The following is a 24624-nucleotide window of genomic DNA, read 5'->3' on the forward strand; positions in this document are numbered from 1 at the left end:
GTGCGACGGTGTGCACACGTGCCACTGCCTGACGGTGCCCCGGTCCGGCCCGCCCGGATCCGTGCCGCAGCGCTCGGAGGATCGAGGAGAAGAGGACGATGGAAGCCGACGACCTGACACCCGAGGCCCTGCGTGAACTCCGGGCGCCCCGGCCCTATCCGGCGGTCTCGCTCACGCTGCCGACCCACCGCAGGGAGCCGGACAACGCCCAGGACCCGGTCCGGCTGCGCAACGTGCTGGCCGAGGCCGAGCGCCGGATCGACGGCGACCCGGACATCGCCCGGCAGGCCAGGATCGACCTGAAGGCCCGGCTGGCCAAGGCCGCGGCGGAGGTGGACCTGCGGCATGCCGAGGAGGGCCTGGTGCTGTTCGCCACCACCACCGAGCACCAGGTCCGGACGGTGCCCCGCGAGGTGCCGGAGCGGGTCGTGCTCAGCGACACCTTCCTCACCCGCAACCTGGTCGCCGCCAAGGCCCAGTTCCGGCCGTACTGGGTGCTGGCGGTCGCGGCCGACCGCGCCACGCTCTGGAGCGGGGTGGGCGAGTCGCTGACCGAGCACCGGGCGGACGGCTTCCCGGCCGAGCCCGAGGCGCTGGAGTGGGACGTCCAGCACGAGGAGCGGGTCGGCGACCGTCCCAGCACCTTCCAGGACGAGGAGACCCGGCGCTTCCTGCGCACGGTCGACACCGCCCTCGGCGACCTGGTCGCCACCGACGCCCGTCCGCTGTTCCTGGTCGGCCTGCCGCAGGCGGTCGGCCTGCTGGAGGAGGTCGGCTCGGCCACCAAGGGGGCGGCCGGCCGGGTGCTCAGCGGCGGGCTGGTGAACGGCCCCGACCGGGTGCTCCGGGAGGAGCTGCGCCCGGCCCGGGCGGCGTACGCCGGGCAGGAGGCCGAGCGGGTGGCCGGGCTGCTGGACGAGGCGCGCGGCCGGAAGACCTTCGCGGCCGGCCTGGACGAGGTCTGGGAGGCGGTCCGGGAGGGCCGGGTCAGCCTGGTCGCGGTCGAGGAGCACTACCAGCAGACCGTCCGGCTGACCGAGGGTCACCTGGCGGCGGTGGGCGCCGAAGCGGTGGCCGAGCCGGGCAGTTGGGACCGGGGGGTGCGCGAGGACATCGTCGACGAACTGGTCGAAGCCGCGTTGGACCAGGGCGCCGAGGTGGTCTTCCTGGCCGACGAGGCGCTGGCCGACCACGACCGGATCGCGGCGGTGCTGCGCTACTGACCACCCGTCCGGCCCCGGTCACCGTGCGGCGTGGCCGGGGCCGTGGCGTGTGCCGGATGGGCATACTGGGACACCGGCCCCGGGGCGCCCACCGGACCGACGAACCCTCGGAACCCACGGGAGTCACCGGACATGGGGCTGACAAGCCACAAGGTGCTGGTCCTGGCGGCGGTCACGGCCCTGCTGCTGATGGCCGGCACGGTCTGGGCCTGGCCCCGGTTCGCCCGGCCGACCTGGCGGGCGGTGCTGGGCCGGATCGGCGCGCTGCTCGCCACCCAGCTCGCGGTGCTCTGCGCGCTCGGCCTGCTGGCCAACAACTACTTCTCGTTCTACAGCAGTTGGGACGACCTGCTGGGGACGGGCGAGCGCGGCGAGGTGAGCGTGACCGGCCAGCAGGGCGAGCCGGGCCCCGGGCCGAGCCCGGGGCCGAGTCCGAGCGGGTCGGCGGCCGCCGAGCCGCCGGCCCAGCCGGTGCAGCGGCTCGGCCGGGCCGAGGTGGACAGCGGCGGCCGGGGCCGGGAGCCGAGCCGGGTCGGCGAGATCCAGGAGATCCGGATCCCCGGACCGGCCAGCGGGCTGAGCACCGACGGCTACGTCTACCTGCCGCCGGAGTACTTCCAGGCCCAGCACGCCGAGCGACGCTTCCCCGCCGTGATCGTGCTGACCGGCTTCCCCGGCGACGCCAAGAACCTGATCACCCGGCTCAACTACCCCGGTGCGGCTCTGGGGTTGATGAGCAGCGGCCGGATGCAGCCGACCGTCCTGGTGCTGATGCGGCCGTCCCCGGCGCTGCCCGCCGACAGCGAGTGCGAGGACATCCCGGGCGGGGTGCGGTCGGAGACGTACTTCGCCCGGGACGTCCCCCGGGTGCTCGCCGCCTCCTACCGGATCTCCACCGGGCCGAGGGCCTGGGGGATGATGGGCAACTCGACCGGCGGGTACTGCGCGCTCAAGCTGACCATGCGGCACCCCGAGGTGTTCCCGGCCGGGGTCTCCGTCTCGGGCTACTACAAGGCCGCCGAGGACGTCTCCACCGGCGACCTGTTCAAGGGCAGCCAGCAGCGCCGGGACGAGGCCGACCTGATGTGGCGGCTGAGGTCGCTGCCCGGGCCGCCGGTCGCGGTGATGCTGGCGGGCAGCCGGGAGGGGGACGGTGACTACCAGCGGGAGACCGACGCGTTCGCGGCGGCCGTCCGCCCGCCGATGACCGTCGCCACCGCCTCGGTGCCCACCGGCGGTCACAACTTCGAGACCTGGAGCAGGCTGTTGCCGCCCGCGCTGGAGTTCCTGTCCCGGCACCTGGCGCCCTGACGGGGCGTCGGGCGCCCGGTGCCTCCCGCGCGGGGGCGGCGCGGGAGGCGGTACGGGTCAGCCGAGCGGCTGGATCAGCGGGTCGTCCACGGCGAACGTGGCGGCGGTGGCACCGGGTTGGACCCGGAGCCGGAGCCGGCTCGGCGCGCCCGCACCGGCGGTCAGCCGGGCGGTGGCCAGCCGCACGTCGTCCACCAGGACGTCGTAGGTGCCGGCGGCCGGGTGCAGCAGCAGGGCCACCCGCAGCCAACTACCCGGCGGGTAGCCGAACGGGGCGTCGGCCCAGCCACCGTTGTCGGTGAAGGCCGCGCTGCCGTTCGCCGCCAGACTGAACTGCGCCGCTGGAGCGCCGGTGGAGTCCAGCAGGTGCACGCCGAGCGGTGCGGTGGTCTGCCCGGCCCGGACCCGCAGGTCCACCCGGGTCTCGCCGCCGGCGGCGGCGAAGGAGCGGGTGGCGTTGACCTCGGCCGAGCCCTGCCGGGTCAGCAGCAGCGCCGAGCCGTGGCCGCCGGCCGGGTCGGCGCCGACCACGGCTCCGGCGGCCGGTCCGGTGACGGTCCAACCGGCCGGAGCCGTACCGGCGGTGGCGGTGTTGAAGGTGTCCGCCAGGCTCGGCGCGGTGACCGCGGGGCCCTGGTACGCCCCGATGTTGCCGCCACCGGCCGGGACGGGGTTGCCGAAGTAGTCCGGGCCGCCGTCGCCGGGCACCGCGATGCCGGTGCCGAGTGCGGAGGACCCGGCCGCGAGGCGGTAGCCCCAGGGGTCGGCCAGCTCCCGGCCGGAGAGCAGCGGGGCGCCGGTGACGGTGCCGGTCGCGCCGGCCGGGGTCGGCACGGCGTAGAACACATTGTGGTCGATCTTGAAGGCCGGGTCGCTGAGCGTCCAGCCGACGGTGCCCGAACTGCCGTGCTTGGCCACGATGTTGTCGGTGAACCGGACGTCCAGTGTCGCGGTGGTGCCCTCGGTGACGATCTGCTGGCTGATCCCGTCGGCCAGGTAGACGGTGTTGTGGTGGATCTGACCGTTCTTCAGCGCGCCGGGGCAGATCTGGAAGCCGCGGGCCCGGTCGTTGACCGAGACGTTGTACCGGATGGTGAAGTTGCTGGTCGGGGTGTTGTACGGGCAGAGCAGGAAGAAGCCGCCCTCGTTGTCGTGCGAGTAGTTGTACTGGAACAGCACGCCGTCGGTGGAGTGGTCCACGTCGTAGGCCATGCCGTCGCTGGTGGTGCGGCCGCCGGAGGTGTCGTTGTACTGGAACGTGACGTCGACCGAATTGGCCGTCCACATCCCGGCGTTGGGCGACCCGGAGCGCACGTTGAAGCCCTGCAGCAGATTCCGCTCGACCAGGGTGTGCTGCCCGGTCATCGGGGCGATGCCGTCCCCGCCGATGTCCCACAGCCGGTTGCCCCGGATCACCAGGTCGGTGGAGGGGGCCCAGGCCGCCGAGCAGAGGCTGTTCCAGAACGCGGCGAGCCGGGTGTTGCGGCACCAGTTGGACCAGGTGTAGATGCCCTGCCGGTCGACGGCGTGGATCCGGTTGTCCAGCACCCGCAGCCCGGCGAAGGCGGTCGGGGTGGTGGAGCCCTGGGCCTCGATCACGATGCCGCCGGAGGCGTCGGCGTACTTGCCGGTGCCCGCGCCGGCCCCGGTGACGGCGGGCAGCTTGCCGCGTACGTCGTGGATGTCCAGCCCCTGGAGCAGGATGCCGGGCAGGGTGCCCGCGTCGGTGGCCCGGACGTACACGCCGCGCCGGGAGGTGGTGTTGTCGCCCGGCGCGCTCAGGTCGAGGTTGCGCAGCTCGACGTACGCCTGGTCGGCGAGCAGCACGGCCTGGGCGGCGCCGTTGGCGTTCACCGCCGGGAGCGCCCCGGTGCCGTACGCGTCGATGGTGATCGGCGCGGTCGCGGTGCCGGAGCCGACCGGGGCCAGGGTGCCCAGGCAGGTGGTGCCGCGCTTCAGGCGGATCGCGCTGCCGGGCTCCAGCGCGAGGGAGTTGACGGTGGCGAGGGTGTTGTACGGGGCGGCCTGGCTGCCGGTCCCGTTGGCCGGGGCCGAGCAGTCGACATAGGCGGTGACGGGTGCCGCGGCCACCGGCGTGGCCAGGGCGAGCGGGATCGCGGCGGCGAGTGCGAGCGTGAGCAGCCGCACGGAGCGGGGCAGGGACATTCGCCCTCCTGGGTACCGGACACGGGGTGTTCTCCTTCGGTGGGGACCCTCAGCGCAGCAGCGCTTCGGGGAGCATGGCGGTCATGCCGCCGTCCACGGCCAGGCAGGCGCCGTTGACGAACGACGCCTCGTCACCGGCCAGGAAGGCCACGGCGCGGGCGACTTCGGCGGCGGTGCCGAACCGGCCGAGCGGGGCGGCCCGCAGCATCGACGCGCTCAGCTCCGGGTCGGTCCAGACCTGCCGGTTGCGTTCGACCGGGACGAAGCCGGGGGCCACCGCGTTGCACCGGACCCCGCGCCGCCCCCACTCGACCGCCGCCGCCCGGGTCAGCGCGAGCAGGCCCGCCTTGGCGGCGGCGTACGCGGCGAAGCCGGGGACCGCACCGAGGGCGTGCGGGGAGGCGAGGTGCACGATCGAGGCGGGGGTGCCGGCCGGCAGGGCGCGGACGAAGGCGGTGTCGAAGCGGCGGGCGGCGGTGAGCACGGTGCCGAGCATGGACTCCCAGGCGTCGTCGGCCAGTTCGTCGAGCGGGGCGGGGGTGCCCGCGAAGGCGCCCTGGACCAGGACGGTGGCCGGACCGCCGAGGACGTCGGCGGCGGCCAGCGCGGCCCGGACGGTGGCCGGGTCGGCCACGTCGCCGCGTACCGGGGTGATCCCGGCCGCCGCCGTCACGGGCGCCAGGTCGACCGCGACCACCCGGGCGCCCCGGTAGGCGAGTTCGGCGGCGACGGCGGCGCCGATGCCCTGGGCGGCGCCGGTGACGATCGCCACCCGGTCGGCGAGCGGGCGTGGCTGGTTCATCGGCTGCTCCGGTGCAGGTCCCGGCGGGCGGCGGGAGTCGGTGAGGTGACGGTCCAGTGGGCGGGGTCGAGGTCCAGGCCGAGCCCCGGGCCGTCGGGGGGCGTGATCCAGGGGCCGTCCGGGCTCTCGGCGGGGCTGACCGAGAGGCGGCGCCAGGCGGCCTCGCCGAAGGCGAACTCGGTCTCCACCGAGGGGCCGAGGGCGGCGGCCAGGTGCAGGCCGGCGGCGGTCGCCACCGGCCCGGAGGGGCTGTGCAGCGACACCCCGGCACCCGCCGCGAGCGCCTCCTCGGCGAGCCGGCGGGCGGCGGTCGGGCCGCCGGCGTGCTTGACGTCCGGGAGCAGCCAGGCCAGCCGGCCGCTGCGCAGTGCGGGCCCGACCTGCTCGGGGGCGGTGGCGAACTCCCCGCCCGCGAGCGGGGCGATGTCCGCCGCGTGCACGGCCGCCAGCCCGGCCGGGTCGTCCGGTGCCACGGCGTCCTCCAGCCAGCGCAGCCCGAGCCCGGCCAGCTCACCGGCGGCGGACAGCACCTGATCCAGCGTCAGCAGGCCGTGCACGTCCACCATCAGCTCCGCCCCGGGCGCCGCCCGCCGGACCGCCCGGGCCCGGTCCAGGCCGCCGCGCAGCCGCTCGTCCGGCGCCAGGCCGTCGAACGGCGCGCACTTCAGCGCGGTGTACCCGGTGGCCAGGGCGGCCGCCGCGACCTCGCCGAACTCCTCGGGCGTCCGGTGCCGGAGCGCCCGGTTGAGGTTGGCGTACCGCCGCACCGGCCGGGGAGCCCGGCCGCCGAGCCACCGCCAGAGCGGCTGCCCGGCCCGGCGGGCGGCCAGGTCGGTGGCGGCCTGCTCCAGACCGCCCCGGACGGTGAGCACGGTGAACCGGTCGGGGCCGGTCGCCAGTTGGTCCAACTCGGCCAGCACGGTGGCGACTTCCACCCCGTCGGCGAGCCGGGCCGCCAGGCCGGGCCAGAGCCGGGCGGCCCCGTCCCCGGCGTCGGAGTACTCGCCGAGGCCGACGGCCCCGTCCCGGTCCCGCAGGCGCAGCACGTCCCACCTGGTCCGTCCGGAGACCCGGGCGGTGGCCAACTCGACGGCGATCACGGGGTGGCACCGCGATCGGCATGGGCGAGCGGGTCCGAGAACCAGGAGTCCAGGAAGACCGCGGCGGCGGAGAGCACCAGGGCGTGCTCGCCCAGCCCGGACGGGACCAGCCGGTCGGCGGCGGCCGGGCCGAGAGCGCTGTGCCGCACCAACTCGGCCCGGACGTCGGGCAGGTACTCGGGGGTGAGCAGCGGTCCGCCCGCCAGCACCACCAGGTCGGGATTGACCAGATCCAGCAGCGCGGCCGCCGCCCGGCCGATCCAGCGCGCCCGGGTGCGGAGCAGCCGCCCCGCCTCCGCCCCGCCGTCCTGGGCCCGGCGTACCAGCTCCTCGTACGGGTCGGTGGGGCCCACCAGGCCCTCGGCCACGGCGAGTCGGAGCACCGAACCGTCGGCCAGCGCGGCCTGCAGGCAGTCCCGGTGGCCGCCGTCGCAGGGTGCGCCGCGCAGCCCGGGCAGCCGCAGGTGGGCGACGGTGCCGGCGGCGGAGCGCGGGCCGTGGTGGATCTGCCGGTCCACCGTGAAGGCGGCGCCGACCACGTTGCCGACGAACAGCTCCAGCAGGCTGCCGACCCGCTGCCCGGCCCCGTACCAGCCCTCGGCCAGCGCGAGCGCGCGGACCAGGCCGTCCAGCCGGACCGGTTGGTCCAGCCGGGCGGCCAGCCGGGCCGCCAGCGGTACGTCCCGCCAGCCGAGCGGGCCGTGCTCGGCCACCGTGCCCGCCTCGGTGTCCACCCAGCCGCCGGTGCTGACCCCGACGCCGAGCAGCCGGCGGGTGGGCTGCCCGGCCGTCAAGGTATCCAGGGCGTCGGCGAGTTCGGCCACCACCCGGTCCGGATCGGTCGAGCCGCGCGGGACCACCAGCCGGTCCAGCACCGCGCCGCGCAGGTCGACCAGCCCGAGTGTGGTGCGCAGCAGGCCGATGTGCACCCCGGCCACCGCGGTGGCGGCCAGCGGCAGGTCGAGCGGCACCCGGGGGCGGCCGGTGTCGGCCGGTCCGGGGACGGCGGGCAGTTCGACCAGCTGGCCGGCCCGGGCCAGCCGGGCGGTCAGGCGGGAGACGGTGCCGGCCGAGATCCCGGTGAGCTCGGCGATCCGCAGGCGGGGGAGCGGGCCGTGCGCGAGGACGGTCCGGAGCACGGCCGCGGCGTTGCGGTGGGCGGCCTCGGCGGGCACCGCGCGGCTGGACGAGGGCGTCATCGGGTGGCGCTCCGATCGGATGGGGCGGGCCCGGCGCCGGTGGCCGGGTCCGGTTAATTTCACGGTGAAAGTTAGTGGCCGGGCGAGGCCCGGGCAAGCCCCGGGCGGTGCATCGCCATCGGCCGCAACGTGCCGCAACACTCCGGCAACGCCCGCTCCCGGCAGGCGAGATGGTGTTTGACAGACCGGCTCCGGGTCACCACGATGTGCCGAGGACCTGCCCGCAGTCGACGATCCGAAGGAGGGGCGATGCCCGCCGTGTGCCGTGCCGTGTCCCCCTCCTGTCGCTGCCGCCGCTCCGCCTGACGCTCCGTCGTCCACTCCCTGACGTCGTGCCGGTCTCCCGCGCGGCCGCCGTCTCCCCTGGTTACTTTCGCTCCGAAACAAACCGAGCGCCTCCCCCTCGAAGGAAGCACCATGACCTCGCTCTCCCGCCGCTCCCTCCTGCGCGGCTCCGTCGCCGCGGCCGGCCTGATCGGCCTGGCGGCCTGCCGCTCGGCGGCCGGGAGCAGTACCGGTGCCGCCGCCTCGGCGAGCCCGCGCCGGGGCGGCACGCTCAGCCTGGCCACCACCATCGACTTCACCCCGAGCCTGCTGTTCGCGCAGAGTGCCAACACCCTGGTGCAGCGGCTCGTCTTCAACACCCTGACCAGGTACGACGACAAGCTCCAGCCGCAGCCGGAGCTGGCCACCTCCTGGCAGCTGGCCGCCGACGGCCGCAGCATCACCTTCAAGCTCCGCGACGACGTGCTGTTCCACGACGGCCGCAAGTTCACCGCGGACGACGTGATCTTCGCCGTGAAGAACCTCCAGAACCCGGTCCGTTCGGCCCAGTTGAGGTCGACCGCGGCCACCGTCACGGAGTTCAGGAAGAACGGCGACCACGAGCTGACGCTGGTGCTGGCGCACCCGGTCAGCAACCTGTTCGACCTCTTCGAGTTCATGATCATCACCGACTCGGCCAGCGTCGAGGACGCCGTCGCGGGCAAGCAGCTGATCGGCACCGGGCCGTTCCGCTGGGGCAAGCGCACCCCGGGCTCCTCGATCACCTTCACCCGGAACGAGAAGTACTGGAACCCCGGGCGCCCCTACCTGGACGGCGTGGAGATCCGGGTGATCCCGCAGGCCGACTCGCTGGTCTCCTCGCTGAAGACCGGTCAGAGCCACCTCTCCTACCACGTGCCCGGCAAGGACCTGGCCGGGCTGAAGGACGGCGGGCAGTTCCAGCTCCGCCCGTACGACACCGGCTCCGGCGCCTACTACATCGGCGTCAACGTCGGCGCCGAGCACGTCCAGGACAAGCGGGTCCGGCAGGCGATCTCCTGGGCGGTCGACCGGGAGCGGCTGGTGCAGCAGGCGCTCGGCGGCTACGGCCTGCCGTCGGCCGCGCCGTGGCCGAAGTCCTCGCCCGCCTACACCGACGCCAACGCCACCCACTACCGCCACGACCCGGACCGGGCCCGGGCGTTGCTCAAGGAGGCGGGCGTCACCGGGATCACCCTGCCGTTCGCGCACTCGAACACCCCGAACGACACCGCGATCGCGCAGATCCTCCAGCACGACCTGAAGCAGGTCGGGATCGAGACGGTGCTCCAGCCGACCGACTCGCCGACCATGCAGAAGCAGTTGATCTCGCAGACCATGCCCGCGCTCTGGACGCTCAGCCACGGTTTCGCCCAGCTGCACCCGGCCACCCTGGCGGTCAGCGCCTACCCCTTCAACGAGGCGAAGAACAGCTCGCACTTCTCCTCGCCCGCCTACACCGACATCGTCCAGCGCGCCTGGCAGCGCCCGGACAGCGACAGCCCCGAGGCCAAGGCGCTCTACCAGCAGGTCACCGACACCCTGCTGGACGAGGAGTTCGTGATCGACCTCGCGATCGGCGGCCAGATCGAGGTGGCCGGGGCCAAGGTGCACGGCGCGACCCTCAACAAGTTCAACTACCTCAACCTCGACGACGCCTACCTCGCGGCCTGACGGATGCGTACCTTCCTCCGCAGGCGGCTGCCCTCCGGGCTGTTGGTGCTGCTGGCCGCCTCCTTCCTGATCTTCCTGATCCTCCGGCTGATACCGGGTGACCCGGCCACCAGCCTGGCCGGCCCGGACGCCGGGCCCGAGACGGTCGAGGCGATCCGCGCCCGGCTCGGGCTGGACCAGCCGCTGCCGACCCAGTACCTGCGCTGGCTCGGCGACCTGGTGACCGGTCAGCTCGGCCCGAGCTACGCGATCGGCGGCGAGGTGTCCGACCTGATCGGCGACGGCCTCGGCGCCACCGTCGAACTCACCGTCGCCGCCCTGCTGCTGGTGATCCTGCTCGGCCTGCCGCTCGGCGTGCTCGGCGCCACCGTCCGGCGCGGCCCGGTGGCCGCCGCCGTCCGCGCCTTCACCACCTCGGTGCTGGCGATCCCGCCGTTCGTCACCGGTGTGGTGCTGGTGCTGGTCTTCGCGGTGACGCTCGGCGTGCTCCCGGCCGGCGGCCACGAGCCCTTCCTCGACCAGCCCGACCTGGCGGTGCAGTACCTGCTGCTGCCCGCCCTCTGCCTGGCGCTGCCCAGCGCTGCGATCGTGGCCCGCTACCTCAAGGACGGTCTGGAACGCGCGCTGGCCGAGGACTACGTCCGCACCGCCACCGCGCTCGGCGTCTCCCGGCGCCGGATCGTCTGGCGGCACGCGCTGCCGAACGCGCTGCCGCCCGCCGTCACCGTGCTCGGCCTCCAGGTCGGCCAACTCCTCGGCGGCGCCGTGCTGGTGGAGGCGATCTTCGCCTGGCCCGGCCTCGGTCAGCTGGCCGAACAGGGCGTGCTGCGCCGGGACTACCCGGTGGTGCAGGACCTGCTCCTGCTGCTCGTCGCCGTCTACGTCGCGGTCCAGCTGGTCACCGACCTGGTGTACACCTGGCTGGACCCCCGGATCAGGTGGGAGTGACCTGATGACCACCCTCTCCGTCGGCCTGCGCCGACGCCGTCTCCTCCCGGCCGGGCTGCACACCGTGCGCGGCACCGCCGGAGTGCTCCTGGTGGGCGCCGTGGTGCTGGCCGGGCTGCTCGCCCCGCTGCTCACCGACGTCGACCCGCTGGCGCAGAGCGGGCTGGCGCTGGCCGGGCCGAGCGGGGCCCACCCGTTCGGCACCGACGACCTCGGCCGGGACCTGTTCAGCCGGGTCCTGTACGGCATCCGCACCGATCTGCTGATCAGCGCCACGGCCGTGCCGGTGGGCGCGCTGCTCGGCTGCGCGCTGGCCCTGCTGGCCGCCACCTCGCGCGGGGCCGACGTGGCCGTGCAGCGGATCTTCGACCTGCTGCTGGCCTTCCCCGGGCTGATCCTGGCGCTGGCCGTCACGGCGGTGCTCGGCCCCGGCCGCTGGCCGGTGGTGATCGTCATCGCGCTGGCCGAGATCCCCGGCTTCGGACGGCAGTTGCGGGCCGGCATCCTGGTCCAGCGCGAGCGCGAGTACGCCCTGGCGGCCCGGGTCGGCGGCGCCTCCCGGGCCCGGGTGCTGCTGCGCCACGTGCTGCCCAACGCCGTCGACCCGCTGATCGTGCAGGGGGCGATCGCCTTCTCGCTGGCGGTCTTCATCGAGGGCGCGATGAGCTTCCTCGGGGTCGGTGTCCGCCCGCCGGAGCCCTCGCTCGGCGGCATCCTCAGCCAGTCGATGGCCTACCTCTCCAGCCACCCCGGCTTCGCCGCCGCCCCGCTGGTGGTGGTGACCGCCCTGGTGCTCGGCCTGACGCTGATCGCCGAGGCGCTGAACGAAGGGATCCGCCGATGAACGCGGTGCTCCGAGTCCGGGACCTGCGGGTCGAGTTCGACGGGACCGAGGCGGTGTCCGGGGTCGACTTCGAGCTGGCCGCCGGGGAGACGCTGGGCATCGTCGGCGAGTCCGGCTCCGGCAAGTCCACCACCGCGCTCGCCCTGCTGCGGATGCTGCCGGCCGGCAGCCGGATCTCCGGCGGCTCGGTCGAGCTGGACGGCCGGGACCTGGCCGCACTGCCGGAGCCGGCCCTGCGCGAGGTGCGCGGCCGGCGGATCGCGATGATCTTCCAGGACCCGATGTCCTCGCTCAACCCGGTGCTCACCGTCGGGCGCCAGCTGGACGAGGCGCTGCGCGCCCACGGCTCGGCCGCCAAGGCCGAACGAGCCGCCAAGGCCGTCGAGTTGCTCGACCTGGTGGGCATCCCCGACGCCGCCGGGCGGCTGCGCGACCACCCGCACCAGTTCTCCGGCGGTCAGCGTCAGCGCATCATGATCGCGCTGGCGCTGGCCGGGGACCCGGAGGTGCTGGTCGCCGACGAACCCACCACCGCGCTCGACCCGACCGTCCAGCAGCAGATCCTCCGGCTGCTGGAGCGGATCAACCGCGAGCGCGGCACCGCCCTGGTGCTGATCAGCCACGACCTGGGCGTGATCGCCCAAGCCTGCCGCCGGGTGCTGGTGATGCACCAGGGCAAGGTGGTCGAGCGCGGGCGCACCGAGGACGTCCTCGACCGGCCCGAAGAGCCTTACACCAAACGGCTGTTGGCCGCCGTACCGAGGCTCTCCGCACCCTCGGCCGCCGCCGTCAACTCCACCCCGGGGCCGGACCCGCTGCTCACCGTCACCGGCCTGGCCAAGACCTACGGCCCGCGCCGCCGCCCGGTCACCGCGCTGGCCGGCGTCGACCTGGTGCTGCACCCGGGGGAGACCCTCGGGCTGGTCGGCGAGTCGGGTTCCGGCAAGTCCACGCTGGCCCGGGCGCTGGTCCAGGCGCACGCCCCCTCGGCGGGCGAGATCCGCTACCGGGGCGAGCCCCTGACCGGGTCCAGGGCCGCCCGGCGGGAGATCCAACTGGTCTTCCAGGACCCGTACTCCTCGCTCAACCCGCGCATGACGGTGGGACAGATCCTGGCCGAACCGCTGATCGCGCACCGCCTCGGCGACGCCGCCGAACGGGCCGACCGGGTGGCCGAACTGCTCACCCAGGTCGGCCTGGAGCCGGCCGCCGCCGCCCGCCACCCGCGGGCCTTCTCCGGCGGCCAGCGCCAACGGATCGGTATCGCCCGGGCGTTGGCGCCCCGGCCGAGCGTGCTGATCTGCGACGAGCCGGTCTCGGCGCTGGACGTCTCGGTCCAGGCCCAGGTGCTCGGCCTGCTCTCCGGCCTGCAGCGGGAGCTCGGGCTGGCCGTCCTGTTCATCGCCCACGACCTGGCCGTGGTGCGCCAGGTCAGCCACCGGATCGCCGTCATGCACCGGGGCCGGATCGTCGAGACCGGTCCCGCCGACCAGGTGGTCACCGACCCGCAGGACCCCTACACGGCCGAACTGCTCGCCGCCGTACCGCAACTGACCCACCGGAGCCCCGTATGACCAGCACCCGCCGCGACCCCTACGCCGGCTTCCCCGGCACCGTCGGCCGGACCTTCGCCGACTCGGCGGCCGCCTGGCCCGCCCGTCGGCGGGCCAGGACCGGCGCGCCCAACGTCGTGGTGGTGCTGATCGACGACATGGGCTACAGCGACATCGGCCCGTTCGGCTCGGAGATCCCCACCCCGACCCTGGACCGGCTGGCCGGCAACGGTGTCCGGCTGGCCAACTACCACACCATGCCGCTCTGCTCGCCGGCCCGGGCCGCTCTCCTCACCGGTCTCAACCCGCACCGGGTGGGCTACTCCTTCGTCGCCAACGCCGACCCGGGCTTCCCCGGCTACGGCATGGAGGTGGCCGGGGACATCCCGACCCTGGCCGAGCTGCTGCACGACAGCGGCTACGCCACCTACGCCGTCGGCAAGTGGCACCTGACCCGGGACTCCGCCTCGAACGCCGCCGACAACCGGGCCAACTGGCCGCTGCAGAAGGGCTTCGACCAGTACTACGGCGTGCTGGAGGGGCTGACCAGCCTGTTCCACCCGCACCAACTGGTCCGGGACAACAGCCCGTTGGACATCGACGAGCTGCCCGACGACTACTACTACACCGACGACATCACCGACCAGGCGATCGCCATGGTCAAGTCGCTCCGCGCGCACGACGCGGAGAAGCCGTTCTTCCTCTACCTGGCCCACAACGCCGTGCACGGCCCGCTCCAGGCCAAGCCCGCGGACCTGGCCAGGCACCAGGGCCGCTACGACCGGGGCTGGGACGAGCTGCGCGCCGAACGCTTCGCCCGCCAGCTGGCCGCCGGGCACTTCCCGGCCGGCACCCGGCTGCCCGAGCGGAACGGCGAGGCCGGGTACGACGTCCGCCCCTGGGGCGAACTGACCGAGGTGGAGCGGAAGTTGTACGCCCGCTACATGGAGGTCTACGCGGCGATGGTGGACAACGTCGACCAGAACCTCGGGCGGCTCACCGACACCCTGGAGGCGCTCGGCGAGCTCGACAACACCATCATCCTGTTCACCTCCGACAACGGCGGCACCGGCGAGGGCGGCGCGGAGGGCACCCGCAGCTACTTCAGCCGGTTCGTCCACCACCCCGGGCTCCCGGCCGACTGGAATCCGGACGTCGAGCGCGAGATCGAGCTGATCGGCGGCCCGCAGAGCCTGGTGCACTACCCGCGCGGCTGGGGCATGGCCTCGAACACCCCGTTCCGGCTCTACAAGGGCCAGACCCACGCGGGCGGCGTCCGGGTCCCGTTCGTGCTCTCCTGGCCGGCCGGCCTGCCGCGCGCCGAGGGCGACACCGGGGTGCGCGAGCAGTACCAGTACGTCACCGACATTCTGCCCACCCTGCTCGAACTGGCGGGCCTGGAACGGCCGGTGGAGCGCGCCCGGCAGCCGGTCCAGGAGCTGGACGGGATCAGCTTCGCCCCCGTGCTGCGTGCGCCGGAGGCCGAGTCCACGCACACCGAGCAGTACTGCGAGATGACCGGCAACCGCAGCTACTACCGCAACGGCTGGAAGCTGGTCACCCTGCACCGCCCCGGCGCCCCCTACGACGACGGCGAGTGGGCGCTGTACGACCTGCGCACCGACCCGACCGAGATCGACGACGTCTCGGCCGAATTCCCGGAGGTGGTCAAGGAGTTGGCCGACGCCTGGGAGGACGCGGCCTGGCGGAACGGGGTCTTCCCGCTGACCGACCGGTCCGGTGCGCTGGCGCTGCGGCACCCCGAGGACGCCCGGCTGCGCGAGCCGCTCACCCTGCTCGCCGGGACGCCGGAGCTGGAGCGCTACCGCTCCTCCCGGCTGATCTCGTTCCGCTCCTTCGACATCCTGGTGGACCTCGCCCGGCACGGTGCGGCCGACCAGGGCGTGCTGGTCTCGCACGGTGACCAGGGCGGCGGTTACAGCCTCTACGTCGAGGACAGCCGGCTCCGGTTCGCCTACAACCAGTACGGCGAGCTGTTCGAGGCGGACGGCGGCCCGCTGGCGCCGGGCGCCCGGGAGGTCGGCCTGCGGGCCACCGCAGTGGCCGACCTGAAGTGGGAGTTCGAGCTGCTGGTCGACGGCGTGTCCACCGGGCGGCTCGGCCCGGTGCACCAACTCATCGGCATGGCACCGTTCCAGGGCATCAGCGTCGGGGTGGACCGCAAGTCCCCGGTCTCCTGGCCGGTCCACCGGCGGCACCGCAGCTTCCGGTACACCGGTGACCTGCGCGCGGTGACCTACCTGCCGGGCGAGCCCGCCCCGTACGACCCGGAGACGGTGGCGACGGCGCTGCGGGAGGCGGCGGCCGCGTTCGAGTGAGCGGACCGGGCCCGCCGCCTGATCGGGCGGCGGGCCCGGTCCGGGCCGAGGCGGGGTCGGTCAGACCTCGGCCTGCAGCGTGCCGGTGTGCAGCTCGCCGACCCGGCCGCCCTCGCCCTCGTACGTCCAGAAGGCGCGGACGGTCATCGCGGCCAAGTCCATCACGTGGCTGACGGTGATGCCGCTCTTCTCCGTCCAGCTGACGAAGTAGATGTGCGGGGCGACCTGGGCCACGTGCAGCGGGACGTCCTCCCACTGCCCGGCCGACTCGCCGAGACCGTCCCAGCGCAGCCGGAGGCCGTCCGCCGAGTAGGTGTTGCGGAAGGCCGCGCCGTTGTCGACCTGGAACAGGTAGGTGTGGCCGGCGAAGGCTGGCAGGGGCGCGGTCATCTCGGGCAGTCCTCGTCTGGGCGGAGCGACAGGTGGGTGCGGTCGCGTGACCGCACCCACCAACCTATCGGACCGCCTGTCCGTTCACCGGCTTACGCCGGGTCTGTGCCGTCCGCGCCGACCACTGAGAAGTCACCGGCCGCCAGGTACAGCCCTCGGGGCTTCTGGCGGGGAGGCTCAGACCTCGAAGCCGGCCGACCAGGTGGCGAAAGCCGACCATGCGCCGGCCGGGAAGACCAGCACGGGGCCCTCGGGGTCCTTGGAGTCCCGCACACCCACGGCGTCGTGAGTCTGGGCGAGGTTGAGCGCGGGCTCAATGCAGTTGCCGTTGCTGCCGCCCGAGTGGCTGGACTTCCGGTACGCGAACAGGGAGAGAAGCTCGGACTGAGTAGCAGTGGTCATGGTGCTCGGTACTCCTCGATCGTTGCGTTGATCAGGTCCAGCGAAGCCATCGGTGTAAGCGCCAACGACCTCGCAAGGTCCATGGTCCGGCGCATCTTGGAGACGACTACTGGGTCCTCCACCAGTTGTCCGGTATGAGGGCTCTCAACGTAGGCCACCGCCGACCCGTCGGCCAAGGTCATAAGAGTCATCGCCCCTTCCAATGCCGCATGCTCACCGATCCTGCTCGGAATCACCTGAACCTGAGCGGTTCGCGACCGGCATAGATCGACCACGTGGGAGAGCTGAGCCACCATGACCTCGGGGCCACCCACCGGCCGGCGAAGTACGGCTTCGTCAACCAGCAACCACAACACTGGCTTTGTTGGGGTCGAAAGACGGGACTGCCGTGCAAGCCTGTTGGCGACCTTCTCCCCGATCTCCTCGTCCGAGGCGAACGGGTCCGCCGACCGGTACAGCGCCCACATGTATCCCTCTACCTGGTACATGCCCGGGAAGATCAGCGCAGCGAAGTCCGAGACCTCCGGAGCCTCTTCCTCGTATGCCGCGAACTTCTTGAAGTAGTCGGCGAAGCGGCTCGTTCCACTGACGTGGTGCCAGAGAGTCTGGAAGTACTCGGACGTGTCGAACGCACTGTCGAGGCGCTGGGCAAACTCCAAGCGCGGCTGCCGTCGGCCCGTTTCGATCTGCCCGATCAGAGAGCCCGTGTAGCCGACCGCCTCGCCAAGTGCCTCCTGGCTGAGCTTCGCCTCCGTCCGGCGGTTGCGTAGCTCTGACCCGAACAGAGCCGAGATCGACTCGGTTGGGTCGAGTTCCTTCTCTCGCGGCACTGTTGGTCCCCCGACCCTGTCTGTCGATCTGTTGTGGTCTGTGATCTACCGATCGTAGCTACCAGTGCTGATGCTGTTACCCAGAACGAACAGTCCGGTTCGCCCTCTACCGGCCAGCCATCCCCTCTCGGAGGCCCCACCATGACCAGCGCCACTCTGCCCCGGCCCATAGCGCTTGCGGTTCCGATCGTCTTCCGGGGGCCGGTACCCGAGGCCGGTCAGCTGTCGTGGCGGCCGGCCGTGGGGGTCCTGGTGTCGGACCTGCGGGGTCCCACGCCCGACCGGACGCCGCTGCAGGTGCCGTACGGATACGGCGACCGGGAGCTGTTCGGCTACCCGGTCGAGGATGTCAGGGAGTTGACGTGAGCAAGGCTGTCGTGTCGATCCGGGTGTACAAGGTCACCCCGGACGGCAAGAAGACCGAGACCAGGCCCCGCGAGACGTACAGGACCGGCGTCAGCTGGGGCGGTCTCGCCGACTACGAGCCGTGCCGGTGCCCGATCCACCGGGCCGCGGAATCCTCCTGACCGCAGCAGTCCGTCTCATGTCCCCACTGGGTTGCTCCGGTGACGCCGCCGGAGCAACCCTCACAGTCTCCGCCCTCCGCCGGGAGGGAAGCCAAGTCCGGTCGGCTGAGGGCGGGTTCCACTCCTTCAGGCAGACGCCTGTAGGCCCGAGCCGCATGGAGAGGATTCCCCATGATCTTGGAGAACGACGGAGGACACGGGGGCAACCCCGCGCCGATCCAGCCGCCTGCACCGCCGCCGCCCCCGTCCCCCGACAGTGGGCCCCCGCCCGGCGATGGAGGTCACCGCAAGTGACCGCCCCCCTCGCTGAGGGAACGGACCGCCCCGGCTTCGAGCTGGGGCGGTTCCTCCTCGACAACGGCTCCATGTCTCCTGATTGGGAGACATCGTTCGACTCGGTGCCTCGCTCCCTGTTCATCCCCGATCTGATGTGGGCCTGGACCGAGGCTTCCCGGTCCACCGTGGCCATCGACCGGCGCACCGACCCGGACGCCTGGCGCCGTGCCGTGGACTCCAACATCCCGATCGTCACGCAATGGGATGACGGAGCGCACGAAGGCACCGCGGCCGGGCAGCTCTCCACCAGCAGCAACAGCCAGCCCAACGTGGTCATGTCGATGCTGCGGGACCTGGACGTGGCGCCTGGTGTGAAAGTGCTCGAGGCGGGTGCCGGAACGGGCTGGACCTCCGGTCTGCTAGCTCACCGGCTCGGCCCCGGACGGGTTGTCAGCGTGGAGATTGACGCTGCCGTTGCGGAGAGTGCCCGTACCGCGCATCGGCGTGCCGGACTCGCTCCCGAGGTGGTCACCGGGGACGGGCAGCTCGGCTGGCCGGCGGGCGCACCCTACGACCGGCTCATTGCCACGTACGGTGTGCAGGAGATCCCTCCCGGGTGGCTCCGGCAGGTGAAGCCCGGGGGCCTGATCCTGGCTCCGTGGGGCACCCGGTACTCCTTCCGCGATGCTGTGGTGAAGCTGACCGTCGGAGACGACCTGACCGCTTCGGGCCACTTCACCGAGCAGGTCGGCTTCATGAAGGACCGGGGATCGCGCTCGGAGTTCCCGTCCCACTCGGCATACGTCCCGGACTTCCCCGGTGACGCGGACACCGAGTACCGGACGACACTCACGGCGGATGATCTCGGCGGAGTGTGGGGCGTGCAGACGTTCGTCATCGGCCTGGCGGTGCCGGACGTGACACACGTGATCCACGAACAGGACGACGGCACGACAACCGCCTGGTTCTACGGGCTCGGTGACAGGTCATGGGCAGCGGTTGTGTGGCGTAAGGGCCAGTCGGAGACCACCGTGTACCAGGCCGGCCCCCGTCGGTTGTGGCAGGCCGTCGAACGTGCTGTTCGGTGGTGGCAGGCCGAAGGCCGGCCGGGAGTCGAACGCTTCGGCCTGACCGTGGCGGCCGGTCACCAGGTCCCGTGGCTCGACCAGCCGGACAGCCAGGTCCCGCAGCACAGGTGATTCGGACTCCCGGTTCCCGTTCGCCTCAACGTGAGGGCGCAGGGTTCAACAACCAGTGGCCGGGCCCCGCTTTCCGGCCGTACGTCGCGTGGCAGGACCTGACGTCAGGTCAGTGCAACGACGGGGCCGCCCGTCCCCGGGGAGTGGGGGCGGGCGGCCGTGGGGGAGCGGTCAGCAGCCGAAGTTGACCTTGTAGAAGGTCGCGTAGTGGTCGGAGGTGTAGTAGTCCTCGTGGAAGACCTTGCCGGTGACGATCCGTCGGGCGCCCCGGGTCGACGACCCCGGCGTCTTGACGGTGTACTCGTGGTAGTAGCCGGTGGACTGGCTCGGCAGCACGCCCTCCCGGTTCTGGAAGACGATGCCGTCCTGGCTGTACGGGAACGGGCCGCCCGCGTCGATCAGCCGGATGGTGTCCCGACCCTGGCTCGGCAGCGCCGTCAGGCAGACGCTCCCGCTGACCTTGGCGGAGGCGTCGGTGGCGAACACGGCGGTGGGGGCCAGGGCGACCAGGCCGACCATCGCGACGGAAGCGGCACGGGTCTGCAACGCGCGTAGAGTGATTCGCATGGCTGTCATTGTGAGGGCATGTCAGAACGCTGCGGAAGGGCTGCGGAAACACTTCACCCGCGCGTAACTACCGTGGAACTCCTGCGACTTGTCGTGTACCGCGAGCGATCGAAGTGTCGAACAAGGGTGCCGGGCGAGGGTGGGGCCGACCCGGGGCCCGGCGGTCGCGGTCGGCCGGGTGCAGTCGGCCCGCACCGGTCGGGGGCCCGCCAAACCTGATGTGAGGCAACTCTCGTTGTCGATGGACAGGCGATCTGCCTAGCCTGCATGGAGTCGTCCGCACCTACGCGGACCTCGTCGCCGGGACGCCGAGTCCTGTCCACCCGGTGCCGGGTACCCGATCACCGAAACATGGGCAGGAGCGGGGGAACCAGGTCAGTCTGCGCTCTCCCCTGCTCCGGTACGGGGGTCGCTCGGGGTGAAGCCGCACCCACTGCGGCCGGGCGATTCCTCTCGCCCGAACCCGACAGCTCACCTCGCAGGCGTCGCAGAGGACCTGCCCATGCGCATCGCCCTTACCCCCGCACGCCTCGGTGCGGCCGCCCTGGTGGCGGTACCCCTGGTCGCCACCGGCCTGGCCGGTCAGGCACAGGCGGCCACCGCCGTCACGCAGGACCGGCTCACCCTCAGCTCGACGGCCGCGAACACCGCGACCAAGGCGGGTCTGACCGTGCACTCCAGCGCCTGCTTCACCGCGAAGACGCTCGGCGTCGGCGTCCGGGACGCGGCCGGCCGGAACCTCGACTTCCCCGGCAACGCCAGCAACGTGCAGATCTGCCCGGGCGGCGTGAACTTCACCAGCGGGGCCCGGACGCTGCCCGCCGGGACGTACACCCAGTTCGGCTTCTGGCAGGACCAGGGCGGGAGTTGGCACAACCTGCCGTCGCAGAAGCTGACCGTCGGCGGCACGGTCGCCCCCACGCCGACCCCGACGCCGACGCCGACTCCCACCCCGACGCCGACTCCCACCCCGACGGTGGGCGGCTCGCCGATCCCCGGCAAGGCGCTGACCTGGTCGGAGGAGTTCGACAGCTCGATCGCCTGGGGCTCCAAGTGGGTCGGTGACCGCAGCAGCGCGTACCGCTACGGCAACCACAACCCGGACGACAACAAGCTCGACTGGCTGAACCCCGGCGGCGTCTCGGTCTCCGGCGGCGTGGCCACCTTCACCGCGAAGCCGTCCACGCACACCCTGGAGAGCGGCAAGCAGGCCTGGGACACCGGGCTGCTCACCACCGAGTACTCCTCCCAGGGCTTCCAGGTGAAGACCGGCGACTACGCCGAGACCCGGGTCAAGCTGCCGGCCGGCTCCGGAGCCTGGCCCGCGCTGTGGACCTGGAAGGACGGCAACGGGGAGATCGACAGCTTCGAGTACCACCCCGACAACGCGGCGCTGCTGGAGCTGACCAACCACGTCAAGTCCGGCCTGAAGTACCACACCGACGCGAACGCGGTCGGCCCCGACAAGTGGGTCACCATCGGGACCTACTACGGGGCCAACTCCGTCGACTGGTACGTGAACGGGACCAAGGTCTTCTCCGACGGCACCGGTGTCGGGGCGAACTGGTCGGCCTACCTGATCCTCAACCTCTCGGTGGGCGCCGGGCAGTACCACCCGGGGCCCAGCGGCAGCGCGCCGATCAGCTTCGCCTCGGACTACGTCCGGGTCTACCGCTGACCGTGAGCTGAGCTCGGGTCAGCCGACGGTCAGCGTGAACGGCGTGCTGTTGTTCGCGGGGTTGTGATCGTCCACGCTGACCACCCTGACGTGCCCCTCGGCCACCGTGCCGGGGGGCACGTCGGCGTCCGCCCGGACCGGTACCAGCGCGGTCGCGGTCTCCAGCGGGGGCAGCCCGCCGCCGAAGGTGCACTGCACGACCTGGTCGGACAGGGCCCGGCAGCCGGCCGGGAAGTACGGCCCCTCGGCGGTGAACCCGGCCGGCAGGTCGACCAGCACGGTGAACGGCGAGGCCGTCCGCTGCGGGCCGACGTTGGCGACGAAGCCGTGCACGGTGGTGGTCCCGCCCGGCGCGACCGCGTCCGGGTCCAGCCGGACCACCATGAGGTCGGAGCCGGAGGGCGCCGCGCCCGCCGTCGTGGCGCCGAGCATCAGCGCCGCCGAGGCGGCCAGGCCCGCCATCACCCATCTGGTCACTGTCATCACCTGTCTGCCGAATGCGGTCGTCCCGCTACGCACTGTAGCGGCGCGACGCGGATTCGTACGGAGGCGGGGACGGTGTGCCGGGCGGGTTTCGGGCGACCGCCCCGGCGTCTTCGGGTGACCGCCCCGGTGTCAGGGGGCCAGCACCTGACCGAGTCGACCGGCGATCTGCCGCATCACCGGGACCAGTGAGGTGTTGCCTGCCTGGGCCTCCAGCGCCCGGATCCGGGCCTCGGGGCCGGAGACCGAGAGGGCGGTGGGGGCCGGCGCGCCGGGGACGGCGACCGCGATGCAGCGGACCCCGATCTCCTGCTCCTGGTCGTCCACCACGTAGCCGCGCTCCCGGGCCTGGGCCAGCTGGGCGAACAGCTCGGCCGGATCGGTGACGGTGTACGGGGTGTGCGACTGGAGCGGCTGGGTGCCCAGCACGCCGCGCGCCTCGGCCTCGTCCAGCTGGGCCAGCAGGGCCTTGCCGACGCCGGTGCAGTGCGGTTGCACCCGGCGGCCCACCTCGGTGAACATCCGCATCGAGCGGCGCGACTGGACCTGCCCGACGTAGACCACCTCGCCGCCCTCCAGGACGGCCAGGTTGGCGGTCTCGCCGGTGGCCTCCATCAGCTCGGCCAGGTACGGGCGGGCCCAGCTGCCGAGCAGTCGGCCCGCGGTCTCGCCGAGCCGGATCAGCCGGGGGCCCAGGGTGTAGCGACGGGCGGTGTCCTGGCGGACATAGCCCTGCTGCACGAGGGTACGAACCAGGCGGTGGATGGTCGGCATCGGCAGGCCCGAGGTGGCGGAGAGCTCGCTCAGGGTGGCCACCCCGCCGGAGTCGGCCAGGGCTTCGAGGAGTTGGAAGGCGCGCTCGACGGACTGCACGCCGCCGGTGGCACGGTCGGCCCCTGTGGGTGCTGCGGCGGAGGTGCTGGCCACCGGCGTTCCCTTCACTGTCGGAGGAGGAGTAGAGTCCCAGCGATCTACCTCAACAAAGCGTTGAAATTCTGTATCGCGGAAACTAGTCTCCACCTTACAGAACCGAACCCGCCAGTAGGCGGGTCGGTATCGAGGAAGTTCCCACCGGAATTTCCCTGTTGGCTCAACTGTCCAAGGAGTGTTCTGCCATGGCTGCAGATCAGGGACCCGTCGGCGCTTCCCCCGCCGCTCCGGTCGTCACTGTCGCCGGACCGCGCGTCCCCCGCAGCGAGGAGGTGCTCACTCCCGAGGCGGTCGCCTTCGTGGTCGGTCTGCACCGTGCGTTCGAAGGCCGCCGGCAGGAGCTCCTGGCCCGACGGAAAACCCGCCGGGACGAGATCGCGGCGGCCGGCACCCTCGACTTCCTCCCCGAGACCGCCGCGATCCGCGCCGGGGACTGGAAGGTCGCCCCGGCGCCGCGCGCACTGCAGGACCGCCGGGTGGAGATCACCGGCCCGACCGACCGCAAGATGGTGATCAACGCCCTCAACTCCGGTGCGAAGATCTGGCTCGCCGACTTCGAGGACGCCACCGCCCCCACCTGGGAGAACGTGGTCAGCGGCCAGGTCAACCTGATCGACGCCTTCGAGGGCCGGATCGACTTCGCCACCGACGCGGGCAAGTCCTACACCCTCAAGCCCGCCGCCGAGCTGGCCACCGTGGTGGTCCGCCCCCGGGGCTGGCACCTGGACGAGAGCCACCTGATGGTCGACGGCACCCCGGTCTCCGGCGGGCTGTTCGACTTCGGCCTCTACTTCTTCCACAACGCCGCCCGGCTGCTCGCGCGCGGCGCCGAGGACCCGAACTCCGGCCCGTACTTCTACCTCCCGAAGACCGAGAGCCACCTGGAAGCCCGGCTCTGGAACGACGTCTTCACCCACGCGCAGGCCGCGCTCGGCATCGAGCACGGCACGATCCGCGCCACCGTGCTGATCGAGACCATCACCGCCGCGTTCGAGATGGACGAGATCCTCTACGAACTCCGGGACCACGCCGCCGGGTTGAACGCCGGCCGGTGGGACTACCTGTTCTCGATCGTGAAGAACTTCCGGGACGCCGGTGCGCACTACATCCTCCCGGACCGCAACACGGTCGGGATGACCTCGCCGTTCATGGCCGCCTACGCCCGGCTGCTGGTGCAGACCTGCCACAAGCGCGGGGCGCACGCGATCGGCGGGATGGCCGCCTTCATCCCGTCCCGCCGCGACCCCGAGGTCAACGCCGCCGCGCTGGAGAAGGTCAAGGCGGACAAGGACCGCGAGGCCGGCAACGGCTTCGACGGCTCCTGGGTCGCCCACCCCGACCTGGTCCCGGTGGCCCGCGCCTGCTTCGACGCGGTGCTCGGCGACCGGCCGAACCAGAAGGACAACCCCGGCTCCGCCGAGCCGGTGACGCCCGCTCAGCTGCTCGACATCGCGGGCGCGGGCGGCAGTTGCACCGAGGCCGGTCTGCACAACGCCGTCCAGGTCGGCGTCCGCTACATCGAGGCCTGGCTGCGCGGTCTGGGTGCGGTCGGCATCTTCAACATGATGGAGGACGCGGCCACCGCCGAGATCTCCCGCTCGCAGATCTGGCAGTGGATCCACAACGACGTGGTGCTCGCCGACACCGGCGAGAAGGCCACCGCCGAGCTGGTCCGTCGGCTCGTGACCGAGGAACTCGCCGCCCTGCGCACCGAGTTGGGCGACGCCGCCTACGCCGGTGGGCGCTGGAACGAGGCCGCCAAGCTGTTCGAGCAGGTCTCGCTGGCCGAGGAGTTCGTCGACTTCCTCACCCTGCCCGCGCTCCCGCTGCTCGACTGACCACCAATCTAGTCAGCCGCAACCGGTCTGCCGCCTGCCGCG

The 24624-nt window shown here is 72.6% G+C and carries 21 protein-coding genes and 1 riboswitch; of the genes, 11 read left to right on the forward strand and 10 right to left on the reverse strand.

Going from position 1 to position 24624, the window contains the following annotated elements; translation table 11 throughout:
• Positions 1-98: 98 nt before the first annotated feature.
• Positions 99-1223 (forward strand): chemotaxis protein, encoded by a 1125-nt coding sequence (locus OHV05_RS28200; protein WP_405020163.1) that lies wholly within the window; start codon positions 99-101, stop codon positions 1221-1223.
• Between the two features lie 132 nt (positions 1224-1355).
• A complete protein-coding gene (locus OHV05_RS28205) occupies positions 1356-2534 on the forward strand; it encodes an alpha/beta hydrolase (RefSeq protein WP_405020164.1) in 1179 nt (392 codons plus the stop codon).
• A gap of 57 nt (positions 2535-2591) precedes the next feature.
• Here the strand turns inward: OHV05_RS28205 and OHV05_RS28210 are convergent, their stop codons facing one another.
• From OHV05_RS28210 to OHV05_RS28225, 4 genes are read right to left on the reverse strand one after another with little or no spacing between them, the layout of a single operon-like run.
• Positions 2592-4700, reverse strand: a complete 2109-nt coding sequence (locus OHV05_RS28210) for a right-handed parallel beta-helix repeat-containing protein (protein ID WP_405020165.1) — start codon at positions 4698-4700, stop codon at positions 2592-2594.
• Between the two features lie 49 nt (positions 4701-4749).
• On the reverse strand, positions 4750-5502 hold the full coding sequence (locus OHV05_RS28215) for an SDR family NAD(P)-dependent oxidoreductase (protein ID WP_405020166.1): 753 nt from the start codon (positions 5500-5502) through the stop codon (positions 4750-4752).
• Entirely contained in the window at positions 5499-6602 is a 1104-nt protein-coding gene (locus tag OHV05_RS28220) for an enolase C-terminal domain-like protein (protein ID WP_405020167.1), read from the reverse strand. The genes OHV05_RS28215 and OHV05_RS28220 overlap by 4 nt, the downstream gene beginning before the upstream one ends.
• On the reverse strand, positions 6599-7801 hold the full coding sequence (locus OHV05_RS28225) for an ROK family protein (RefSeq protein ID WP_405020168.1): 1203 nt from the start codon (positions 7799-7801) through the stop codon (positions 6599-6601). The genes OHV05_RS28220 and OHV05_RS28225 overlap by 4 nt, the downstream gene beginning before the upstream one ends.
• Before the next feature lie 417 nt (positions 7802-8218).
• Here OHV05_RS28225 and OHV05_RS28230 point away from each other — a divergent pair, with 417 nt between their 5' ends.
• Genes OHV05_RS28230 through OHV05_RS28250 form a run of 5 tightly spaced genes read left to right on the forward strand, consistent with a single transcriptional unit; the run spans position 8219 to position 15462 of the window.
• Positions 8219-9778: an ABC transporter substrate-binding protein gene (locus tag OHV05_RS28230; RefSeq protein ID WP_405020169.1), complete on the forward strand. Its 1560-nt coding sequence runs from the start codon at positions 8219-8221 to the stop codon at positions 9776-9778.
• A 3-nt stretch (positions 9779-9781) separates the two neighbouring features.
• Entirely contained in the window at positions 9782-10726 is a 945-nt protein-coding gene (locus tag OHV05_RS28235) for an ABC transporter permease (RefSeq protein ID WP_405020170.1), read from the forward strand.
• Between the two features lie 4 nt (positions 10727-10730).
• Positions 10731-11570, forward strand: a complete 840-nt coding sequence (locus tag OHV05_RS28240; RefSeq protein WP_405020171.1) for an ABC transporter permease — start codon at positions 10731-10733, stop codon at positions 11568-11570.
• Entirely contained in the window at positions 11567-13144 is a 1578-nt protein-coding gene (locus OHV05_RS28245) for a dipeptide ABC transporter ATP-binding protein (RefSeq protein WP_405020172.1), read from the forward strand. Before OHV05_RS28240 ends, OHV05_RS28245 begins: the two co-directional genes overlap by 4 nt.
• Entirely contained in the window at positions 13141-15462 is a 2322-nt protein-coding gene (locus OHV05_RS28250; RefSeq protein WP_405020173.1) for an arylsulfatase, read from the forward strand. The genes OHV05_RS28245 and OHV05_RS28250 overlap by 4 nt, the downstream gene beginning before the upstream one ends.
• A gap of 60 nt (positions 15463-15522) precedes the next feature.
• Here the strand turns inward: OHV05_RS28250 and OHV05_RS28255 are convergent, their stop codons facing one another.
• The 3 genes from OHV05_RS28255 to OHV05_RS28265 form a co-directional block, all read right to left on the reverse strand.
• Complete coding sequence (locus OHV05_RS28255) at positions 15523-15852, reverse strand: MoaF-related domain-containing protein (RefSeq protein WP_405020174.1); 330 nt, start codon at positions 15850-15852, stop codon at positions 15523-15525.
• 177 nt (positions 15853-16029) lie between these two features.
• Entirely contained in the window at positions 16030-16254 is a 225-nt protein-coding gene (locus OHV05_RS28260) for a DUF397 domain-containing protein (protein ID WP_405020175.1), read from the reverse strand.
• On the reverse strand, positions 16251-17084 hold the full coding sequence (locus OHV05_RS28265) for a Scr1 family TA system antitoxin-like transcriptional regulator (RefSeq protein ID WP_405020176.1): 834 nt from the start codon (positions 17082-17084) through the stop codon (positions 16251-16253). The genes OHV05_RS28260 and OHV05_RS28265 overlap by 4 nt, the downstream gene beginning before the upstream one ends.
• Before the next feature lie 362 nt (positions 17085-17446).
• Here OHV05_RS28265 and OHV05_RS28270 point away from each other — a divergent pair, with 362 nt between their 5' ends.
• Positions 17447-17611 carry a hypothetical protein gene (locus tag OHV05_RS28270; RefSeq protein WP_405020177.1) on the forward strand — a complete coding sequence of 55 codons (165 nt, stop codon included), beginning with the start codon at positions 17447-17449 and terminating at the stop codon, positions 17609-17611.
• A 290-nt stretch (positions 17612-17901) separates the two neighbouring features.
• A complete protein-coding gene (locus OHV05_RS28275; RefSeq protein WP_405020178.1) occupies positions 17902-19086 on the forward strand; it encodes a methyltransferase domain-containing protein in 1185 nt (394 codons plus the stop codon).
• A gap of 171 nt (positions 19087-19257) precedes the next feature.
• Here the strand turns inward: OHV05_RS28275 and OHV05_RS28280 are convergent, their stop codons facing one another.
• Positions 19258-19605, reverse strand: coding sequence for a ribonuclease domain-containing protein (locus OHV05_RS28280; protein WP_405021564.1), 348 nt, complete (start codon positions 19603-19605; stop codon positions 19258-19260).
• A gap of 380 nt (positions 19606-19985) precedes the next feature.
• Positions 19986-20153: riboswitch (cyclic di-AMP (ydaO/yuaA leader) on the forward strand.
• A gap of 2 nt (positions 20154-20155) precedes the next feature.
• On the opposite strand from OHV05_RS28280, the gene OHV05_RS28285 reads away from it, so the two are divergent.
• A complete protein-coding gene (locus tag OHV05_RS28285) occupies positions 20156-21331 on the forward strand; it encodes a hypothetical protein (RefSeq protein ID WP_405020179.1) in 1176 nt (391 codons plus the stop codon).
• Between the two features lie 18 nt (positions 21332-21349).
• Here the strand turns inward: OHV05_RS28285 and OHV05_RS28290 are convergent, their stop codons facing one another.
• Positions 21350-21808, reverse strand: coding sequence for a hypothetical protein (locus OHV05_RS28290; RefSeq protein ID WP_405020180.1), 459 nt, complete (start codon positions 21806-21808; stop codon positions 21350-21352).
• A 138-nt stretch (positions 21809-21946) separates the two neighbouring features.
• The gene (locus tag OHV05_RS28295; RefSeq protein WP_405020181.1) at positions 21947-22741 is read right to left on the reverse strand and encodes an IclR family transcriptional regulator; all 795 of its coding nucleotides are present in this window, start codon (positions 22739-22741) and stop codon (positions 21947-21949) included.
• A gap of 188 nt (positions 22742-22929) precedes the next feature.
• On the opposite strand from OHV05_RS28295, the gene aceB reads away from it, so the two are divergent.
• Positions 22930-24582, forward strand: a complete 1653-nt coding sequence (aceB, locus tag OHV05_RS28300) for a malate synthase A (protein ID WP_405020182.1) — start codon at positions 22930-22932, stop codon at positions 24580-24582.
• The last annotated feature ends 42 nt before the right edge of the window (positions 24583-24624 follow it).

It is taken from the genome of Kitasatospora sp. NBC_00070 (assembly GCF_045041205.1).
Taxonomy (GTDB): domain Bacteria; phylum Actinomycetota; class Actinomycetes; order Streptomycetales; family Streptomycetaceae; genus Kitasatospora.